Annotated in this window: 21 protein-coding genes; 15 read left to right on the top strand and 6 right to left on the bottom strand. The window is 61.0% G+C overall.

Translation table 11 applies throughout. The annotated features are described in order from the left end of the window. Positions 1-13: 13 nt before the first annotated feature. The 8 genes from SX1_RS23695 to SX1_RS03145 all read left to right on the top strand — a co-directional run bounded on the left by SX1_RS23695 (position 14) and on the right by SX1_RS03145 (position 6003). Positions 14-421 carry a DUF2285 domain-containing protein gene (locus tag SX1_RS23695; RefSeq protein WP_081609922.1) on the top strand — a complete coding sequence of 136 codons (408 nt, stop codon included), beginning with the start codon at positions 14-16 and terminating at the stop codon, positions 419-421. A gap of 129 nt (positions 422-550) precedes the next feature. Beyond that, positions 551-823, top strand: coding sequence for a helix-turn-helix transcriptional regulator (locus SX1_RS03175; RefSeq protein WP_026149456.1), 273 nt, complete (start codon positions 551-553; stop codon positions 821-823). Positions 824-927: 104 nt separating this feature from the next. Then, on the top strand, positions 928-1710 hold the full coding sequence (locus SX1_RS03170) for a replication initiator protein A (RefSeq protein ID WP_370670728.1): 783 nt from the start codon (positions 928-930) through the stop codon (positions 1708-1710). A gap of 230 nt (positions 1711-1940) precedes the next feature. Then, positions 1941-2396 carry a DUF2840 domain-containing protein gene (locus SX1_RS03165; RefSeq protein WP_043145205.1) on the top strand — a complete coding sequence of 152 codons (456 nt, stop codon included), beginning with the start codon at positions 1941-1943 and terminating at the stop codon, positions 2394-2396. Next, complete coding sequence (locus SX1_RS03160) at positions 2393-2971, top strand: S26 family signal peptidase (protein ID WP_019051881.1); 579 nt, start codon at positions 2393-2395, stop codon at positions 2969-2971. Before SX1_RS03165 ends, SX1_RS03160 begins: the two co-directional genes overlap by 4 nt. Positions 2972-2974: 3 nt before the next feature. Next, entirely contained in the window at positions 2975-3304 is a 330-nt protein-coding gene (locus tag SX1_RS03155; protein ID WP_019051880.1) for a DUF736 domain-containing protein, read from the top strand. Between the two features lie 4 nt (positions 3305-3308). Then, entirely contained in the window at positions 3309-4010 is a 702-nt protein-coding gene (locus tag SX1_RS03150; RefSeq protein ID WP_019051879.1) for a lytic transglycosylase domain-containing protein, read from the top strand. Positions 4011-4257: 247 nt separating this feature from the next. Then, on the top strand, positions 4258-6003 hold the full coding sequence (locus tag SX1_RS03145; RefSeq protein WP_019051878.1) for a relaxase/mobilization nuclease domain-containing protein: 1746 nt from the start codon (positions 4258-4260) through the stop codon (positions 6001-6003). Positions 6004-6041: 38 nt separating this feature from the next. On the opposite strand, the gene SX1_RS23690 is transcribed toward SX1_RS03145, so the two are convergent. Next, a complete protein-coding gene (locus SX1_RS23690; RefSeq protein ID WP_157410091.1) occupies positions 6042-6446 on the bottom strand; it encodes a GFA family protein in 405 nt (134 codons plus the stop codon). Between the two features lie 253 nt (positions 6447-6699). Between SX1_RS23690 and SX1_RS03135 the strand changes: the two genes are divergently transcribed. The 4 genes from SX1_RS03135 to SX1_RS03115 all read left to right on the top strand — a co-directional run bounded on the left by SX1_RS03135 (position 6700) and on the right by SX1_RS03115 (position 11205). Next, the gene (locus SX1_RS03135) at positions 6700-8688 is read left to right on the top strand and encodes a conjugal transfer protein TraG (protein WP_026149454.1); all 1989 of its coding nucleotides are present in this window, start codon (positions 6700-6702) and stop codon (positions 8686-8688) included. Then, the gene (locus tag SX1_RS03130; RefSeq protein WP_019051875.1) at positions 8685-9065 is read left to right on the top strand and encodes a hypothetical protein; all 381 of its coding nucleotides are present in this window, start codon (positions 8685-8687) and stop codon (positions 9063-9065) included. The genes SX1_RS03135 and SX1_RS03130 overlap by 4 nt, the downstream gene beginning before the upstream one ends. A 263-nt stretch (positions 9066-9328) precedes the next feature. Beyond that, on the top strand, positions 9329-10507 hold the full coding sequence (locus SX1_RS03120; protein ID WP_019051873.1) for a nucleoside triphosphate pyrophosphohydrolase family protein: 1179 nt from the start codon (positions 9329-9331) through the stop codon (positions 10505-10507). Then, entirely contained in the window at positions 10504-11205 is a 702-nt protein-coding gene (locus SX1_RS03115) for a uracil-DNA glycosylase (RefSeq protein ID WP_019051872.1), read from the top strand. Before SX1_RS03120 ends, SX1_RS03115 begins: the two co-directional genes overlap by 4 nt. On the opposite strand, the gene SX1_RS03110 is transcribed toward SX1_RS03115, so the two are convergent. The 5 genes from SX1_RS03110 to SX1_RS03090 are packed head-to-tail and all read right to left on the bottom strand — an operon-like array spanning position 11175 to position 14354. Further along, a complete protein-coding gene (locus SX1_RS03110) occupies positions 11175-11963 on the bottom strand; it encodes a thymidylate synthase family protein (RefSeq protein WP_026149453.1) in 789 nt (262 codons plus the stop codon). The two genes, SX1_RS03115 and SX1_RS03110, sit on opposite strands and share 31 nt — an antisense overlap. Beyond that, positions 11935-12615 (bottom strand): C1 family peptidase, encoded by a 681-nt coding sequence (locus SX1_RS03105; RefSeq protein WP_026149452.1) that lies wholly within the window; start codon positions 12613-12615, stop codon positions 11935-11937. The genes SX1_RS03110 and SX1_RS03105 overlap by 29 nt, the downstream gene beginning before the upstream one ends. Positions 12616-12621: 6 nt before the next feature. Next, positions 12622-13632: an ImmA/IrrE family metallo-endopeptidase gene (locus SX1_RS22355; protein WP_026149451.1), complete on the bottom strand. Its 1011-nt coding sequence runs from the start codon at positions 13630-13632 to the stop codon at positions 12622-12624. Positions 13633-13635: 3 nt separating this feature from the next. After that, the gene (locus SX1_RS03095) at positions 13636-14013 is read right to left on the bottom strand and encodes a helix-turn-helix domain-containing protein (protein WP_019051868.1); all 378 of its coding nucleotides are present in this window, start codon (positions 14011-14013) and stop codon (positions 13636-13638) included. Continuing rightward, positions 14010-14354 carry a hypothetical protein gene (locus tag SX1_RS03090; protein ID WP_026149450.1) on the bottom strand — a complete coding sequence of 115 codons (345 nt, stop codon included), beginning with the start codon at positions 14352-14354 and terminating at the stop codon, positions 14010-14012. Before SX1_RS03090 ends, SX1_RS03095 begins: the two co-directional genes overlap by 4 nt. A gap of 304 nt (positions 14355-14658) precedes the next feature. Here SX1_RS03090 and trbB point away from each other — a divergent pair, with 304 nt between their 5' ends. From trbB to SX1_RS03070, 3 genes are read left to right on the top strand one after another with little or no spacing between them, the layout of a single operon-like run. Continuing rightward, on the top strand, positions 14659-15642 hold the full coding sequence (gene trbB / locus SX1_RS03080; protein ID WP_019051866.1) for a P-type conjugative transfer ATPase TrbB: 984 nt from the start codon (positions 14659-14661) through the stop codon (positions 15640-15642). Beyond that, positions 15642-15971: a TrbC/VirB2 family type IV secretion system protein gene (locus SX1_RS03075; RefSeq protein ID WP_442196396.1), complete on the top strand. Its 330-nt coding sequence runs from the start codon at positions 15642-15644 to the stop codon at positions 15969-15971. Before trbB ends, SX1_RS03075 begins: the two co-directional genes overlap by 1 nt. Continuing rightward, complete coding sequence (locus SX1_RS03070; protein ID WP_019051864.1) at positions 15971-16246, top strand: VirB3 family type IV secretion system protein; 276 nt, start codon at positions 15971-15973, stop codon at positions 16244-16246. The genes SX1_RS03075 and SX1_RS03070 overlap by 1 nt, the downstream gene beginning before the upstream one ends. The last annotated feature ends 4 nt before the right edge of the window (positions 16247-16250 follow it).

Genomic DNA, 16250 nt, shown 5'->3' with positions numbered 1-16250 from the left:
TAGCGAACACCACATGGTCATCGCACAGGGAATTGCTCGGCTTCGCCTTTGCCTGCGCCCCGTGCCATCCATGTGCCCCGAATGTCTGATTATTCTCCATGATCAAAGTACAGCCATCCGACTTGCCGCTGCGGCCCGCTTTGATCGGGCGACACACGGCGACCGTCTTATGCCCGATCGGATATCCATGCCTTCCGCTTACCAACGTGCGCGCCATATCCAGCTCCTGCGAGTCCACGATGCGCTGGAGGCTGGTGCCTCCTCGCGCGACCTCGCCTTTGGCCTTGTCTTTCGGGGCCAGCGCCCGCTTGTCGGGGCGATATGGAAGGGATCGGGCGAAAGGCGGCACGTGCTCCGGCTGATCGCCGAAGCGCGCGGCATGGTGGACGGCGGATACCGCAAGTTGCTCCGGCACGAATGACCCGCACCAAGGGGTGACAATTTCAGCACCCCCAAATCTGTCACTCCCTCCCAGCGTTCAAGCTTCGCCATTGATCTCCGCAACCAGCGGCAGCCCGCCGCTGTGCTCGAACCTCAGCGGAGCAAGCCGATGGATGCCAGACCCACTCCCGTTATAGCCCGCTTCTTGCGGACGCCCGATGCTGCTGTGCATCTGGGCTTGTCCGCGCGCACGCTCGAAAAGCACCGCTGTTTCGGGACCGGGCCTGTTTACCGCAAGCTTGGCGGGCGCATCGTCTACTCGCTCACCGACCTCGACGCCTGGGCCGAACAGGGCCTGCGCCGTTCGACCAGTGACCCCGGCAAAGGCGTGGTCCACCCTGCCAAACGGCTCGACGGCTATACGCCCCCGGTTCGGCGCTGAGCGATCTCGTGCGCCGAACCTCCCCCTTTCCGGTTTCTGCCCAGCAGCTTGAATTGTTCGTCGGCGCTGGTGGCGATATCGCTACGCGCGACGCGCAGGATCTGATGGCCTGGCCATTCTTCAGCCTCGCCAAGTCGAAGCGCGTGCGCCCGATCGACTTCCGGATGGGCGAGGTCTCGATCTTGGTCGAGGCGACGGCAGAGCATGGCATGGCGACCATCTGGGACGCTGACGTTCTCATCTGGGTCGCGAGCCAGATCGTCGAGGCGCGCGATATGGGCCGCCCGACATCGCGGTTGATCGCTGCCACACCGCATGAGATCCTGGCCTTCACACGCCGCGGCACTGGCAAGGCGAGCTATGAGCGGCTGAAGGCCGGGCTTGACCGGCTGCAATCGACCACGATCGCGACCTCGATCCGCCAGCGCGACGCGCGGCGGCGGCACCGCTTCAGCTGGATCAATGAATGGAAAGAACGCCTCGACGGCTCGGGCCGCGCGCTCGGGATCGAGATGATCGTCCCCGACTGGTTCTACGAGGGCGTGATCGACCAAGCACTCGTGTTGACCATCGATCCTGCCTATTTCGCACTGACTGGCGGGCTGGAGCGCTGGCTTTACCGTCTGGTGCGCAAGCACGGCGGCAAGCAGAAGGGTGGCTGGAGTTTCGACTTCCAGCACCTTCACATGAAGTCCGGCGCACTCTCGCCGCCCAAACGCTTCGCGTTCGAGCTGCGCGATATCGTGCGGCGCCAGGCGCTGCCCGGATACCAGCTCGCCATCGAACATGCGCTGGGCCGTGAACGGCTGAACTTTGTTTCGATCCCTGCCGATCCGTTCGACGCGGCCATACGGCGCGTCGGACTTCAGCCTGTGGATATGTTGTGATGCAACACGGACTATCAGGAACCGCCAAACTCGGACGATCAGGAACCGAAAGTTCGGACTATCGAGAACCGAAATGGCCTTCAAATCCGCAGAAAACTGCGCCGAATTTTGCCCTTAACTTAGCTAACAAAGAATCCTTCGGATTCTTGCTAACGGACTCGGCGCTGTGGACGGATGGCGAAGCACCGCCGCACAGGCCTGCCGAAACGAGGGTAAGCGATGGACCGCAGGTGACTCATGTCACGTTGTTCTGGCGCAAGGGTGAACGCGAGGACTGGCTCAAGTTCGGCAAGCCAGTAACGGGCCGGGTTGTCAGCCGCAGTGAGCGCATCGAAAGCTATGCGGCGGGCCAGGTGTTCGGCTTGGTGCGCTGGGCTTCCAATGATTATGGCACCGTCCGTTCAGCGCTCGACATCGTTCGTGCCGTCGATGGACACGAACCTTGCACACCCGTGCCGCAGGTCGATCCGGGCGGTGAACTGCTGCTCAGCGTTCATGGCTGGCCGAAAGTCGCGCAGGTCTTCCGCTTGATCGATGCGATCGAGGCGGTGGGCATCGACCCGTGCGATGTCGCGCCCGATCATTGGCGGCACATCCACAATCGAATGGCGGGTCGCCAAGTGCCCCGCGACTACAGCCCCGCTCGCCATCGCGCCTGGCTCCAGCGCAAGGCGCTGTTGCCATGACCCGGCGCAACCTCTTCCTTGCTGGCGTCGTTGTCGCCGCTACACTCGCGACGTTGACCGTTCCGGTCTCGCGTTATGCGGTGTGGAACGCGACGGCTTCGTTGCCGACCGGGCTTTACGCCGTCCGAGGCAGGGCAAGCCTGCAAGTCGGCGAACGCGTCGCCATCGAACCGCCGCCCGAACTGCGCCGCTTGCTCGCTGAACGGCATTATCTCCCAACGGGTGTGCCGCTGATAAAGCGCATCGCTGCTGTGCGCGGCCAGCGCATCTGCCGCTTCGCGCATGGCATCACCATTGACGGCCAATATGTCGGCGCGGCGCGCGCGCGCGACCGTCTCGGTCGCCCGCTGCCCGTCTGGGCAGGCTGCCATGTGCTGCGCAATGGCGAGCTGTTCGTGATGAACCCAGCTGCACCCGACAGCTTCGACGGGCGCTATTTCGGCGTGCTGCGCATCACGCAAGTCATCGGCCGCGCGACACCGATTTGGACCGATGAAGCAGGCAATGGCGACCATGTCTGGTTCGCCGATCCCCATTCGAACCAACCCACCAGTTCAACAACCGAAGGAGACTGAACGATGAAGATTGGATATTTTGTGACCGCCGAAGGCGGCCTGGCCGGACACATCACGACGCTGACGCTCGACATCGGCGTGGTGCTGCTCCCCACCGAACCCTCCAACAACGAGAACGCGCCCGATTACCGGGTGGTTGCTGGCGACGGCGACGAGGCGCGTGAGATCGGTGCAGGTTGGAAGCGCACCGGCGAGAAGGCTGGCGACTATGTCGCGCTCCAAATCGACGACCCTGCATTCGTCCAGCCTCTGCGGGCCAATTTGTTCCACGACGACGGCACCGGTCACGTCCTGGTCTGGTCGCGCCCGTCCCGGCACGACAAGGCGGATTGAGTCGATGCGCTTGATTCGCTTGAGCTTAGCAGCGTTCCTCGCAGCGGCCCTGTTCGGTACCGCGCCCGCCTTCGGGCAGGCCGCTGCCGAACAGGCGCAGCCGCACGCCATCGACATTGCTCCGCACGTCGCCGAGGCGTCGCAGCGCTTCGGCATCCCTGAGGACTGGATCTATGCCGTAATGCGTACCGAAAGTGCAGGCCGGGTCGGTGCGGTCTCGTCAGCAGGAGCGATCGGACTAATGCAACTTATGCCCGGAACCTGGGCGCGCCAGCGCACCCGGTTCGCCCTGGGAGCTGACCCGTTCGATCCGCGCGACAACATCATCGCGGGCACAAGCTACCTTCGCGAAATGTATGACAGCTATGGTGCCTCCGGCTTCCTCGCTGCCTACAACGCGGGGCCGGGCCGCTACCAGGACTGGCGGGATCGTGGTCGCCCACTCCCTGCCGAAACCCGCGCCTATGTCGCCAAGATTGCACCGATGCTGCAAACAGGCAGCGCGGCAACAGTCGTTGCCAGCACATCGCCTGTGCAACCGGCTCGCCCATCCTGGACACAGGGCCAGCTTTTCGCAGTGCGCGGAGGTGCAGCGGCGGACGCAACCGGCAGCTTCGCCGCCGCCGTGCCGCCGACATCCATTCGCGCTTCGTCTGCGCCCCAGAACGGCCTCTTCGCACCCGTTTCGGGGAGCCGTCCGCAGTGATTGACCGTTTGTCCTTCTGGCGTGTCACGGCGTGGTTTGGCGCAGGATTGTGCGGAAGGTCGGCTGCAGGAGAGGAAGGTTCAGGAGGATGGCAAGATAAAAGCGGAGCCAGCCGCTGGGGTGTGGGGCCGCAGAATTGCTCAGGTTACAGAGCCAGCCGCCTTACCCCCCGGCTGGCTCCCTTTCGGGAAATCGGCGCATTTCCGCCACGCAATGAGCCAGCCGCCAATCATTTGCCCTCGCAGCCATGAACGACGATGATTTCGAGATCAGGCCGGGGCGCATCCGTGATCGCAGCGCTGGACAGAGCAAGGAGCGCACGCTCAAAGCCCAGCTTCGCGCTCTCGCCAACCGGTCAGGCCATGGTGGCTGGGCAAGTGATTCCGGATCCCGGCGCGGGACTGGTCGCCATGCGAGAGGACGTATCGCCAGTCTGCGCGCAAGCTCGCGCGCCAGCCAGCGGCGGGTCGCCGTCAAAGCGCGGATCGTGCGACATAGCGGATCGCGCTTCACCGCCGCGCCGATCGCGCAGCACCTGACCTATCTCAAGCGCGATGGCGTCACTCGAGACGGGAAGGACGCCGAACTGTTCGGTACTGGCGACGGTCACATCGGCGGTGGTGCTTTTGCCGAGCGCTGTGCCGATGATCGGCATCACTTCCGGTTCATCGTCTCTCCAGAAGACGCAGCCGAACTTGCCGATGTCCGGACCTTCACCCGCGAACTGATGGCCGATATGGAAAAGGACCTCGGCACCGATCTCGACTGGGTCGCGGTCGATCACTGGAACACCGACAATCCGCACATTCATATTCTGGTGCGTGGGCGCGCCGATGATGGCCGCGATCTCGTGATCGACCGCAGCTACATCAGCGAGGGGATGCGCGCCCGTGCCGAGCAGCGGGTGACACTGGAGTTGGGCGTCCGCACCGAACGGGACATCGACCGGACCTTGAGCCTGGAAGTCCAGGCTGACCGCTGGACCAGCCTCGACCGCCGCCTACGCGCGATCGGCGACGAGCTTGGCGGCGTAATCGACCTGCGGCCCGACCCGCACCGCATTGCCAACCGGGCGAACCAGCATCTCATAGGGCGGGCCACCAAGCTCGAACGCATGGGGCTGGCAGACAAAATTTCCCCTGGATGCTGGCGGTTGAAGCCGGGGCTTGAACAGTCACTGCGCGATCTTGGCACCCGGGGTGACATCATCAAGACGATGCATCGGGCCATGGCCGAGCACGGTCTCGCCGCCGAACCCGGTCGCTTCGCAATGTATGACGAAACTGATCCCGAACCCGTCATCGGGCGACTGGTCGAGCGCGGCCTGTACAATGAGCTTACCGGTCAGGCCTATGCCGTGGTTGATGGCGCCGATGGCCGCGTCCATCATCTCAAATTCTCCGATATCGACATGACGGGCGATGCCGCGTCCGGCAGTATCGTCGAGCTTCGCATCTGGACCGACCGACGCGGCAGTGAACAATCCTCGCTCTGGACCCATTCCGATCTCGACCTTGCAGGTCAGGAGCGCAGCCGTGGATCGACCTGGCTGGACAAGCAGTTGATCGCCTCTGAACCGCTGACGCTTGGCGCAGGCTTTGGCAGCGAAATCGAAGCGGCCAAGGCACGCCGCCTCGAGTATCTGGAAAGCGAAGGGCTAGCCCATCGGCACGGCGACCGCTTCGTACTGTCGCGGGGTCTGCTCGGCACACTGCGCGAGCGCGACCTTGCCGAAGCAGGCGCTTCCCTCGCGCGCAAACATAATCTGCCCTATTGTCAGGGACGCCCGAACAGTGATGTGTCAGGCGTCTATCGCCAACGCATCCAACTCGCCTCGGGCCGTTTTGCGATGATCGACGATGGTCTTGGCTTCGCGCTCGTTCCTTGGTCGAAGCAGCTGGACCGGCATCTGGGGCAATATGTGAGCGGGAACGCACGATCGGGCGGTGGGATCGAGTGGACCCTTGGCCGCTCGCGCGGGATTGAAATCTAGATTGTCCGCTCCCGACGACATTGCGGTCAATCCTACAGTCAGCAATCGCTGGGAATGTTGCCTTTGAATTGCGCCGCGCCTTCATGAGCGGCATGCCAAGGCGGAGCAGCTGACATCCACATATCAGCTTGAACCTTGAAGCCAACTGCATCGTCGAAAGCACCGACTTTGATAGCGACCATCGTCGTATTGCTGTCAGGCCTAGAGAACACCTGAACGCCGCACTGGCTGCAAAAATAAGTTCCCCCACTGGTTGGCTTCGCCAAGTATACTGATGGTTCACCATCTGTCAGTTTGAAGCCAGCATCGTTGAAAATCCACGTCAAGTTCGCCGATCCCCCTGCCATATACTGGCAATCACGGCAGTGGCATGCCACGCCGCCGAGTGGTTCACCCTCAACAAGAAATTTGATTTTGCCGCAACGGCAGCCGCCAGTCCTCATGATCATCTCCGCGCGCAGAACTACCTGATCTTCGCTAGAAAAGATTCCGAGTGGACTCAACCTCGCTTAGTCGCAGACCGCCATTTTGCAGCCGACTAAACCTGCAGAACGGTTCACTACTTAAATCTACCTTTGAAAAGCCATCATTCGCCTATCCACCCAAAATCCGCCACTGCAAGTTAGAGTTCGCCAGAATGCGACGATGAAAGTCAAGTCCTTGCGCAACCGGCGGCTTGCATCTGATGGGATCACAATGTCCGCAGCAAAGATCCTCTGGGGCCAGGTCCTGGCCATCTTCGTCATCATCCTGGCAAGCGTCTGGGCGGCTACCCAGTGGACTGCATCAGCGCTCGGCTTCCAGCCTGAACTCGGCGCACCCTGGTTCTCACTCTTCGGCTACCCGGTCTACCGGCCCTATGACCTGTTCTGGTGGTGGTTCTCCTTTGATGCCTATGCACCGCAGATCTTCGACAAGGGTGGGGTGATTGCAACCTCAGGCGGGTTCGTCGCTATCGTGGTCGCCATCGCCATGTCGGTCTGGCGCGGCCGCGAGAACCGCAATGCCAATACCTACGGCACGGCGCGCTGGGCGACACGCGACGATATCCGCAAGGCTGGACTTCTGGCTGACACCGGCGTGGTGCTTGGCCAGTTCCAGAACAATTATCTGCGCCACGACGGCGCTGAACATGTGCTCTGCTTCGCCCCGACCCGTTCGGGCAAAGGCGTTGGCCTCGTCATTCCCAGTCTACTCACTTGGCCGGGCACGGCAATCGTCCACGATATCAAGGGCGAGAACTGGGATATCACCGCCGGGTTCCGCAGCACTTTCAGCCGGACGCTACGCTTCGATCCGACCAGCCTCGAATCCGCTGCTTACAATCCGCTGCTCGAGGTGCGCCGCGGCATCAATGAAGTGCGCGATGTTCAGAACATCGCTGATATCCTGGTCGATCCCGAGGGTAGCCTCGAAAAGCGCAATCACTGGGAGAAGACCAGTCATGCGCTGTTGGTCGGCGCGATCCTTCATGTTCTCTATGCCGGATGCGATAAATCGCTCGCTGGCGTTGCGGCCTTTCTCTCCAATCCCGACGAGACCATTGAGAACACGCTCTATGCGATGATGGACACGCCGCATCTGGGCGATGCCGGTCCGCATCCTGTCGTCGCCAGCGCGGCGCGTGAATTGCTCAACAAGTCCGACAATGAAAGGTCGGGTGTGCTGTCGACCGCCATGTCGTTCCTTGGCCTCTATCGCGACCCGGTGATCGCCAAGGTTACCAGCCATTCCGATTGGCGGATTGCCGATCTCGTCTGTGGCCGTCCCGCCTCGCTCTACCTGGTCGTGCCGCCATCCGACATCAGCCGGACCAAGCCGCTGATCCGGCTGATCCTCAACCAGATCGGACGCCGACTGACCGAGGAATTTGACCCAGCCACCAAACGTCAGCGCGTGCTGTTGATGCTCGACGAGTTTCCAGCTTTGGGGCGTCTCGACTTCTTCGAGAGCGCGCTGGCGTTCATGGCTGGCTACGGCCTCAAGGCCTTCCTGATTGCCCAGTCACTCAATCAGATCGAGCGCGCCTATGGACAGAACAACGCCATTCTCGACAATTGCCATGTCCGCGTGGCCTTCGCGACCAACGACGAGCGCACCGCGAAGCGCGTCTCGGAATCCTTGGGTACGACCACCGAGCAACGCTCGATGAAGAACTATGCCGGGCATCGGCTGTCACCTTGGCTTGGCCATCTTATGATCTCGCGCTCCGAAACGGCGCGCGCGCTTTTAACCCCCGGCGAGATCCTGCAGCTGCCCAAGACCGACGAGGTTGTACTCATGTCTGGCGCGCCGCCAATCAAGGCGAAGAAGGCAAGATACTATGCCGACCGGCGATTGCAGGCTCGCGTTATCAAAGCACCGGCCAACTGTGGTCAAAGGCATTGCACCGCGCCAACAGATGACTGGGGCACTCTGCCACCAGTCGAGCCCGACCCTGACTTGGCAGAACAGCATCGGCGCAAGCTCGATTCGGCGAATGGCGGATTGCGGCGCGAACCGGAATTACCCGAGCATGTTGAGGTCATCGCTAGGCCAAAAGCGCCATCGTCCGAGTTCGAATTTCCTGACGCTGACAGCGCCGATGTTGACCAGGCTGCTGCCGCCAGCGAGCGCATCCGCCGCACGATGGAACGCAGTGCCCGGCAGGCTTCGCTCGACTTGGGTGACGGGATCGACATGTGAAAATCAAACGAACCTTTCGGCTGCCGCCTGACGTGATCGACCAACTCGCCGAGTTTGCACTGCGAAAGCGGGTTGGACAGCCCGACATTGTTGAGGCCGCATTGCGGTCATTCATGTCTCCGGACAATTCCGAACAGTTAGAAGCCGCACTCAGCCGCCGTCTCGATCGCATCGACCGGCACCTTGGCCGGCTTGATGAGCAGACCGAGATCACAACCGAAGCCCTGGCCCTGTTCGTCCGGTTCTGGTTGACCGCCAATCCTCCCCTTCCTGACAGCGGGCATGCCGCTGTTCAGGCGCAGGGGAAGGAACGGTACGAGGGCTTTGTTCAAGCTCTGGCCCGAAGGCTAGAAGGTTCCGAGCGACTAGGCGGCTGACTCTCTAAACCGCAACCGCATATCAAAAGACTTCCAATTTTCATGAAACTATGTTTTCATGATTTAATGAGATTAACTCCGGACCAATCCGAAAACGGCGATGACCATCTTCAGGTTCAGGTGCCGCTCGCCACAAAGCGAGACCTCGGCCAGCGCGCCCTCGATACCCGCGAGCCAATCCGCATGGTCGTTTTGCGCGCGCTCGCCGCCTACGGCGTGGTCGTCCCGGAGGGCGCAATCACAGATCGGCGAAAGCGAAGCTCATGATCGACGATTTCGCCAGCCTCACTGTCGACCGATATGCGCAGGAAGCTGCACGCACCGACCAGCGCAAAGGTCCCGGCACGGTTGGGTTCACGATGCTTGGCCTGTTTGGTGAAACGGGCAGCCTTCTTGCCGAAGCCAAGAAAAAGCAGCGCGATGCCGCATCTTATCTTGGTTACGCGCCGGCAGTCACCGAAGAAATTGGTGACGTTCTCTGGTATCTGGCAGCCATCGCGCGCCGCCATCAACTGGCACTCAGCGACATCGCCGCAGCCGCTCAAACGGCAGGCGCAACATTTTCCGTCGGCGGCAACACAGCGCTAACGCTACACGCCTTGCAGCCAGAGCACATGCCGCAGTCTCGAGAGCCAACGCCGGCCTTCGAACACAGCCTGCTCGCGCTTGCCGGCGAAGTCGGACTACTTGCTCGTCAGGTCGAGGGAGGCACTTCGAACCGCCACAAGGCGGAAATAGCTGCCCGTCTAGTCACGATCATGCGCTGCCTCATTCGAGCTGCGAATGATTCAGGTGTGACGCTTGAGATCGCAGCATTCAAGAACCTACAGAAGATCTTCGACCGCTGGCCGCGCGAACGCGTCTATCCAGCCCCAAGCGATGACGACAAGGACGCTGAAGAGCAGCTTCCGCGTAAAATGGTGATCGATGTTTACGAGAGGACAGTCCGGGGTCAGGTCTATGTGTTCCAGCGTTCGCAAGGAGTGTATGTCGGTGACCGACTGACCGACAATGCGCTCGAGCCCGATGACTATCGTTTTCACGATGTCTTTCATTACGCCTATGTCGCTGTCCTGGGCTGGTCACCGGTTATCCGGGCCCTGCTTCGCCGCAAGCGCAAGAGCGATCCCAAGCTCGATGACGCCGAAGATGGTGCGCGGGCGATTCTCATCGAGGAAGGCGTAACCTCCTGGCTATTCGGGCAAGCGCAGCAGCTCAATTTCTTTGAAGGGGTTAAACGAGGCGGACTTCCGCTGGACATGCTGAAGCATGTCCGCCAATTTGTCGCCGGATACGAGGCTGACCGCTGTCCGCTTTGGCTCTGGGAAGAGGCAATTCTCCAGGGTTATGCTGCCTTTCGTTTCCTCCAGAAAAACCGGCGCGGGCGAATCGGGATCGATTTCGCGCACCGCCGCCTGCGCATCAAGGAGTTGCCGCAATGACCCCAAAGAATTTCGTTTCGGCATTGGCGGCCGCCGATCTCCCGTCGGTTTTCAACCCCTGGCGGGATCGCTGTCTGCTTCATGATCGTCGGGACGCCGCCGCACGCCGCCGCGCCAATCTCGAAAGCGTCCTGACCGCTGCGCTCGATGTCCGGGTCGAAACAATCTGGATCGCTCGTGATCTCGGCTACCGCGGGGGTCGCCGGACAGGGGTGCCGATGACAGACGAAATCCATCTCACCCAAGCCTCAGCATTGATGGGTGGAATCGCGCTCGAACGGGCCACCGACGGCCCGGCCGTTGCCGAACGGACTGCCGCCATTGTCTGGCAGGTTCTCAATCGGATCGGCAAGCCTGTGATGCTTTGGAACGTCTTCCCCTTTCACCCGCACGAATGTGGTGACCCGATGTCCAATCGTTGTCACACCCGCGCCGAACGTGAAGCGACCTGGCCGCTGTTGCAGTCTCTCTTGTCGATGATCCAGCCCAAGCGCATTGTCGCTATCGGCCGTGACGCGCATATGGCACTTGAAGGCCTCAACATTCCAATCACAGCGATCCGTCATCCCAGCTATGGCGGGCAACGCGAATTCATCGATGGAATGTATCACCTGTATGGGATCAATAACGAACCTACTTCGTCGCCAGAACTTCCGCTCGGTTCACGTTATGCGGCAACCGCCAAGGTATTCGCCTGATCACAGCTCGCCAGAAGCGCGTCGATGTCACGGCGGTTCCATTTGCCATTCTTCACATCAACTGTTGCGTGCGTCGACAGAATCGTGAGCGACCCCACTGCAATCCCTGATTCTTGGGCCACAAACTGCAGCAGGCGACCAAGGCCGATCAGATTGCCGAGCAGTTTCTCGATATAGTAATGGTTGCGGTACATTGCGGTTAGGGTCAGCCTCCGCTCGTCACCATCGCCGATAAGCTTGAAGCTCGCAAAGCTTAGACACTGGCCGCCATAGGGTGATCCATCAACATCGCGGGCCGGATCAAACACGCTGAGCTCAAACTTGTTAAGCGCGCGCACGCTCGGATCCTTCAACCGCCCGATGATCTCCATCAACTGGTTGATCGGTTCACCATCGGGCTGCGGAAGCTGCATCATCCGCTCGAAGTAGTAGCCTGACCAGCTTTTCTTTCCAGGCGACCGAACCTTCGGCAGAACCTTATCCCGAAATCGTTCAAAAAGAGCAGGTGAACCGTATCGACGATAAAGGGCCGCCGGGAATATGGTGTTAGCGACCGTCTCGACTCGTTTTGTGTCATGATTGCCGAAAAAGGTGTCGACCAGCGCGACAACCGGATCGGAAAGATCAGCTCGTGCCAGCGGGTTTGCGACATCTATCACGACGTTGTGATCGTGATGGCCCGGCCTCGCATTAACAAGGCGCACAGCCTCTCGCCAGGCCGAGACACAATCAGGCTGCGGCGGCACGGGAAGATACATCGATGTCCTCCGTCAGAATGGCCGTCCCAAACAGGCGCGGCGTCAAGAATTTCTCGGTGAGCCACGCATGGCCATACGCCCCCCAGCTGGCGCCCCAGCTGTTGCGAACTAGGATAGCAGTCTGCCCGCCAACGGTCCCATGACCGACTGCTACGATGGCGTGCCTTAACGCGGGATCGGGTTTCTCATCATTGGCGGGATCAATGACTCCCTCGATCCCGGGGGTATAGAATGAGTGTGATAACATCGTCAGGAGCAGTACTGGCTTGCCGCTGTCCAATGTCGCCTGGATTGGCGGAATGAGATTGGAGCCATTAGTCCCGTGACGCCCAAAACACTGACCAACGTCGATTGGCGGCACCCACTGCGACAAATCGAATGGTACAGCATCGAGATAAGGCCAGTCACTTTCGGCAGGCTGGCCGTCGAGGCGCAGGGTATCTAGCATTGCCGCAAGGCTCGCACCTCGATTAGGCGGTGTGCCTGTTCGTTTATGTGCATGAAAGAATATGTACTCGCAGGACAGCGGACACCAGCCGTCCCTGAGCGCTGCATGGGCATCACTTGCCGCGAACGCTAAACAGGTTGGCCGTGCTCCCTGATCGCGCGCTGTGCCGAGCAGCGGCCGAAGATCGGTCACGATATCAATCATGTTGCGTCAAGCGGCCTCAAGCAGATGGCGCCGTTCGGCGCGAGAGAGGCCTTCTTGTTCCGGGCCCGTTAGGTCATAATCGATGGTCAAGCTCGAATTTGCACTTGTCGATTGCCAAGGGCGGCGTTCGTTGAGCGACATCCGCCCGCGCTGTGCGGCTTCCGGTGCTGCCGTGACCCGGCGCACCACGGGACCGCCGATCGCCTCCGCATCGAGCGCCTCGCGCTCATCCCTCACCACCGCGAACCCGCTGGCAATCAACTTTTCGAGATCCCACAGATAGCCGCCTCCGCTATGCTCAGTCAGCTTGAGCACGAACAGGTCGTTCCGGCTCCCGTCGAGCCGCACTCCTTCATCCTTCTCGGTCAGCAGCCAAACGTCGCCCCGATAGTCGGCCGGCTTATAATCATACAGTAAATCAACTTTCAGGCTGCGCGGCTTTGTTTGGAGCAGGTCGCGCATAATCGTTGTCGAGATAAGATTGTAACGCACCAGCGTCCGACAAGTCGCCTCGTAGCTGGCGCCGATGCGCAAAGAGAGCTGATATACGATATTTGGACGGCACAAATCGGCTGTGGTCCAACTCTGACGAGCACAGTGCTGTGCAATCAACCATTTTGGCATCATGAAGGCGATCGCGAACGCGTCGGCCTCGGTTTCCTCAAATTTGCTGCCGGGTTCCGGACTCATCGGCATCCGCCGCAGAATGCTCTCATCATCAAGACTTGGTTCGTGCTCCATTGCGAAATGCCCCAACTCATGGGCGGCGGTGAATCGTTGGATACTCATTGGCCGTTCAGTCGTCACCAGAACGCCGGGTGCGGGGGAACTCAAATAGGCACCGAGCAGGCCCTTGAGCGGACGCAGAAGAAGCGGCAGGCCAAGCGAATGGATCGTGCCGAATACATCGACACTGCCGCCATGTCGTTCGATGATGGCCTGCGTCCCCAACCTGCGATGAAGACGTCCAGCAGTCATAGCGCCTGTCCGTACAGCACTCTCATAGTCCAGCGCCATGATTCAGACCTGTCCGCCTGTGGAGCGCGATCGCAGATACTCCGCAAACCGGCCCAACTCCGCGCGATCATCGGCCGAGAGGTCAGCAACGCGCCGCGCGAGGTGTGCGACATCCGCCGGCAGGCTGGCCGACGCTTCGTCCTCGCCCGTGAAATACGCCGCCGATTGACGATAGAGTTTTGCAAGGCGCGTCAACTCGATCGCTTCTACCTTGCGTTGTCCATTCTCTATATCCGTAAGCGCAGTGCGCGGGATCTTGAGATAGCTTGCTACTTCATCCTGCTTGAGTCCAAGATACTTGCGCGCGTCACGCAGCCGGTCGCCCAACCGCCGTCGGGCGGTTTCGTCATCGACGCCTTGATCGATCGCCGCGTGGTTCATGGTTTGGCTCCCTTCAGCTTCTTCTTCACCCAGGCCCTCTCGATACGAGGCATAAGATGTCCAAGGGCCTCGTTGATGGAATTGTAGCCCCCTGTGCAGACCAAACTTTCGCGCAATTCGAAGCCAACGAACGGCTCAACGACGCAGAGCGTGTCCACCACCGATAAGGAATCCAGTGGAACCGACATCGTTAGCGCACCGCCTTGATCCTGCGGGAACGGGATTCCGCGCAGCTGCGCTTCAGTTCGAGCCACTTCGAGAAGTTCATCGATCAAAGCCTTCATCACATCATTTTTCGGAAATGCTGTGGTTGCTGGTGCCGGAGGGGCAATCGTCGCCATCTCTGCCTCACGTATTTTCCTACATGAGGACCACATAATGTCTGATATTCAGACATTCAAGAGGAATCTGCAAAAAATGGAGCTCGATCGTCAGGAGTGGCGGCGGCACTTCGTCAATCTTTGTGAAATCGCCACGGTACGACTCGGCAGACAGCTGTCGTTCATTCGCAGGACGCCGTGACTTTCTTGCTTTTCGCCAGGCTACGCAGACCGCAACAAGCTGTTGCTTTCAGCTAAATTGATGCCTCTTTGCTCTGCCTCGTAAGCGCAACCAATAATCGGTGCGCCCCTAGCGAGGCAATTCATGAGCGTCATCCCGATCAAATCGCAAGCATCGTCGCGCGGCGCGCGCATGTTGCGCACAGCCCTCGGGCCCGAGATCGCTGCATGGCTTGAAGACGCTTCGGTCATCGAGGTCATGCTCAATCCTGATGGTCGGCTGTGGATCGATCGGCTGGGAGCCGGCATTGCCGATACGGGGAGCGGAATGTCCGCTGCCGATGGCGAGCGGATCATCCGGTTAGTTGCGCACCATGTCGGGGCGGAGGTTCATGCCAAGGCACCGCGGGTATCGGCGGAGCTTCCCGATACGGGAGAGCGGTTCGAGGGGCTTCTGCCTCCGGTCGTAGCCGCGCCGAGCTTTGCGATCCGCAAGCCTGCCGTCGCGGTGTTCACGCTCGCGGATTATGTCGCAGCGGAGATCATGACTGGGTGGCAGGCCGAGGCGCTGATTGACGCCGTTGCTGCCCGCAAGAACATCCTGGTCGCTGGCGGCACATCGACCGGCAAAACGACGCTCACCAACGCGCTGCTTGCTGAGGTCGCCAAGACCGACGACCGGGTGGTTTTGATCGAGGACACGCGCGAGCTGCAATGCGCCGCGCCCAACCTCGTTTCGCTGCGCACCAAGGACGGCGTTGCGACCTTATCCGACCTGGTTCGCTCCGCACTGCGGCTGCGGCCTGATCGCATTCCCATCGGCGAGGTGCGCGGCGCTGAAGCGCTCGACCTCTTGAAGGCCTGGGGTACCGGCCATCCGGGTGGTGTCGGGACGATCCATGCCGGTTCCGCGCTCGGCACGCTGCGGCGCATGGAACAGCTGATCCAGGAGAGCGTGGTCACGGTACCGCGCGCGCTCATCGCCGAGACCATCAATGTCATCGCCGTGCTGGTCCGCGACGGCACCGGCAGGCGGCTGGCCGAACTCGCTCAAGTCACCGGGCTCGATGATCGAGGCGACTACCGCATCCTTCCCATCACCCCCCAAACCAAAGGAGTTATCTCGTGATCCAGACACTTACTCGCGCCCGTGCACGCCTGTCCGCCGCCATGCTCGGCGGCTTCGTTGCCCTTTCCGTCGCCACGCCTGCCCATGCGGCGGGCTCGTCGATGCCGTGGGAAGCGCCGCTTCAGTCGATCCTTGAATCGATCCAGGGGCCGGTCGCCAAGATCGTCGCGGTCATGATCATCATCGCCACCGGCCTTGCGCTCGCCTTCGGCGACACGTCAGGCGGCGCGCGGCGGATGATCCAGATCGTGTTCGGCCTGTCGATCGCCTTTGCTGCCTCGTCCTTCTTCCTGTCGTTCTTCTCGTTCGGCGGCGGGGCGCTGGTCTGATGGACGGAACACCACCCGAGGCCGTGCCGGGCTTTGTCGTCCCCGTCCACCGCGCGCTGACCGAGCATATCTTGCTCGGCGGCGCACCGCGCGGGCTCGCGATCGCCAATGCGACGCTGGCCGCCGCGATCGGGCTGGGGCTGCGCCTATGGATCGCCGGCGTGGTGATCTTCGCTCTCGGCCACTTGGTGTCGGTCTGGGCGGCACGGCGCGATCCCCAGTTCGTCGATGTCGCACGGCGGCATCTGCGCTTTCCTTGCCTTTTGAGGGTCTGAGGCC

It is taken from the genome of Sphingobium xenophagum NBRC 107872 (genome assembly GCF_000367345.1).
GTDB lineage: Bacteria > Pseudomonadota > Alphaproteobacteria > Sphingomonadales > Sphingomonadaceae > Sphingobium > Sphingobium xenophagum.
This window is presented reverse-complemented; position numbering and strand designations above follow the sequence as displayed.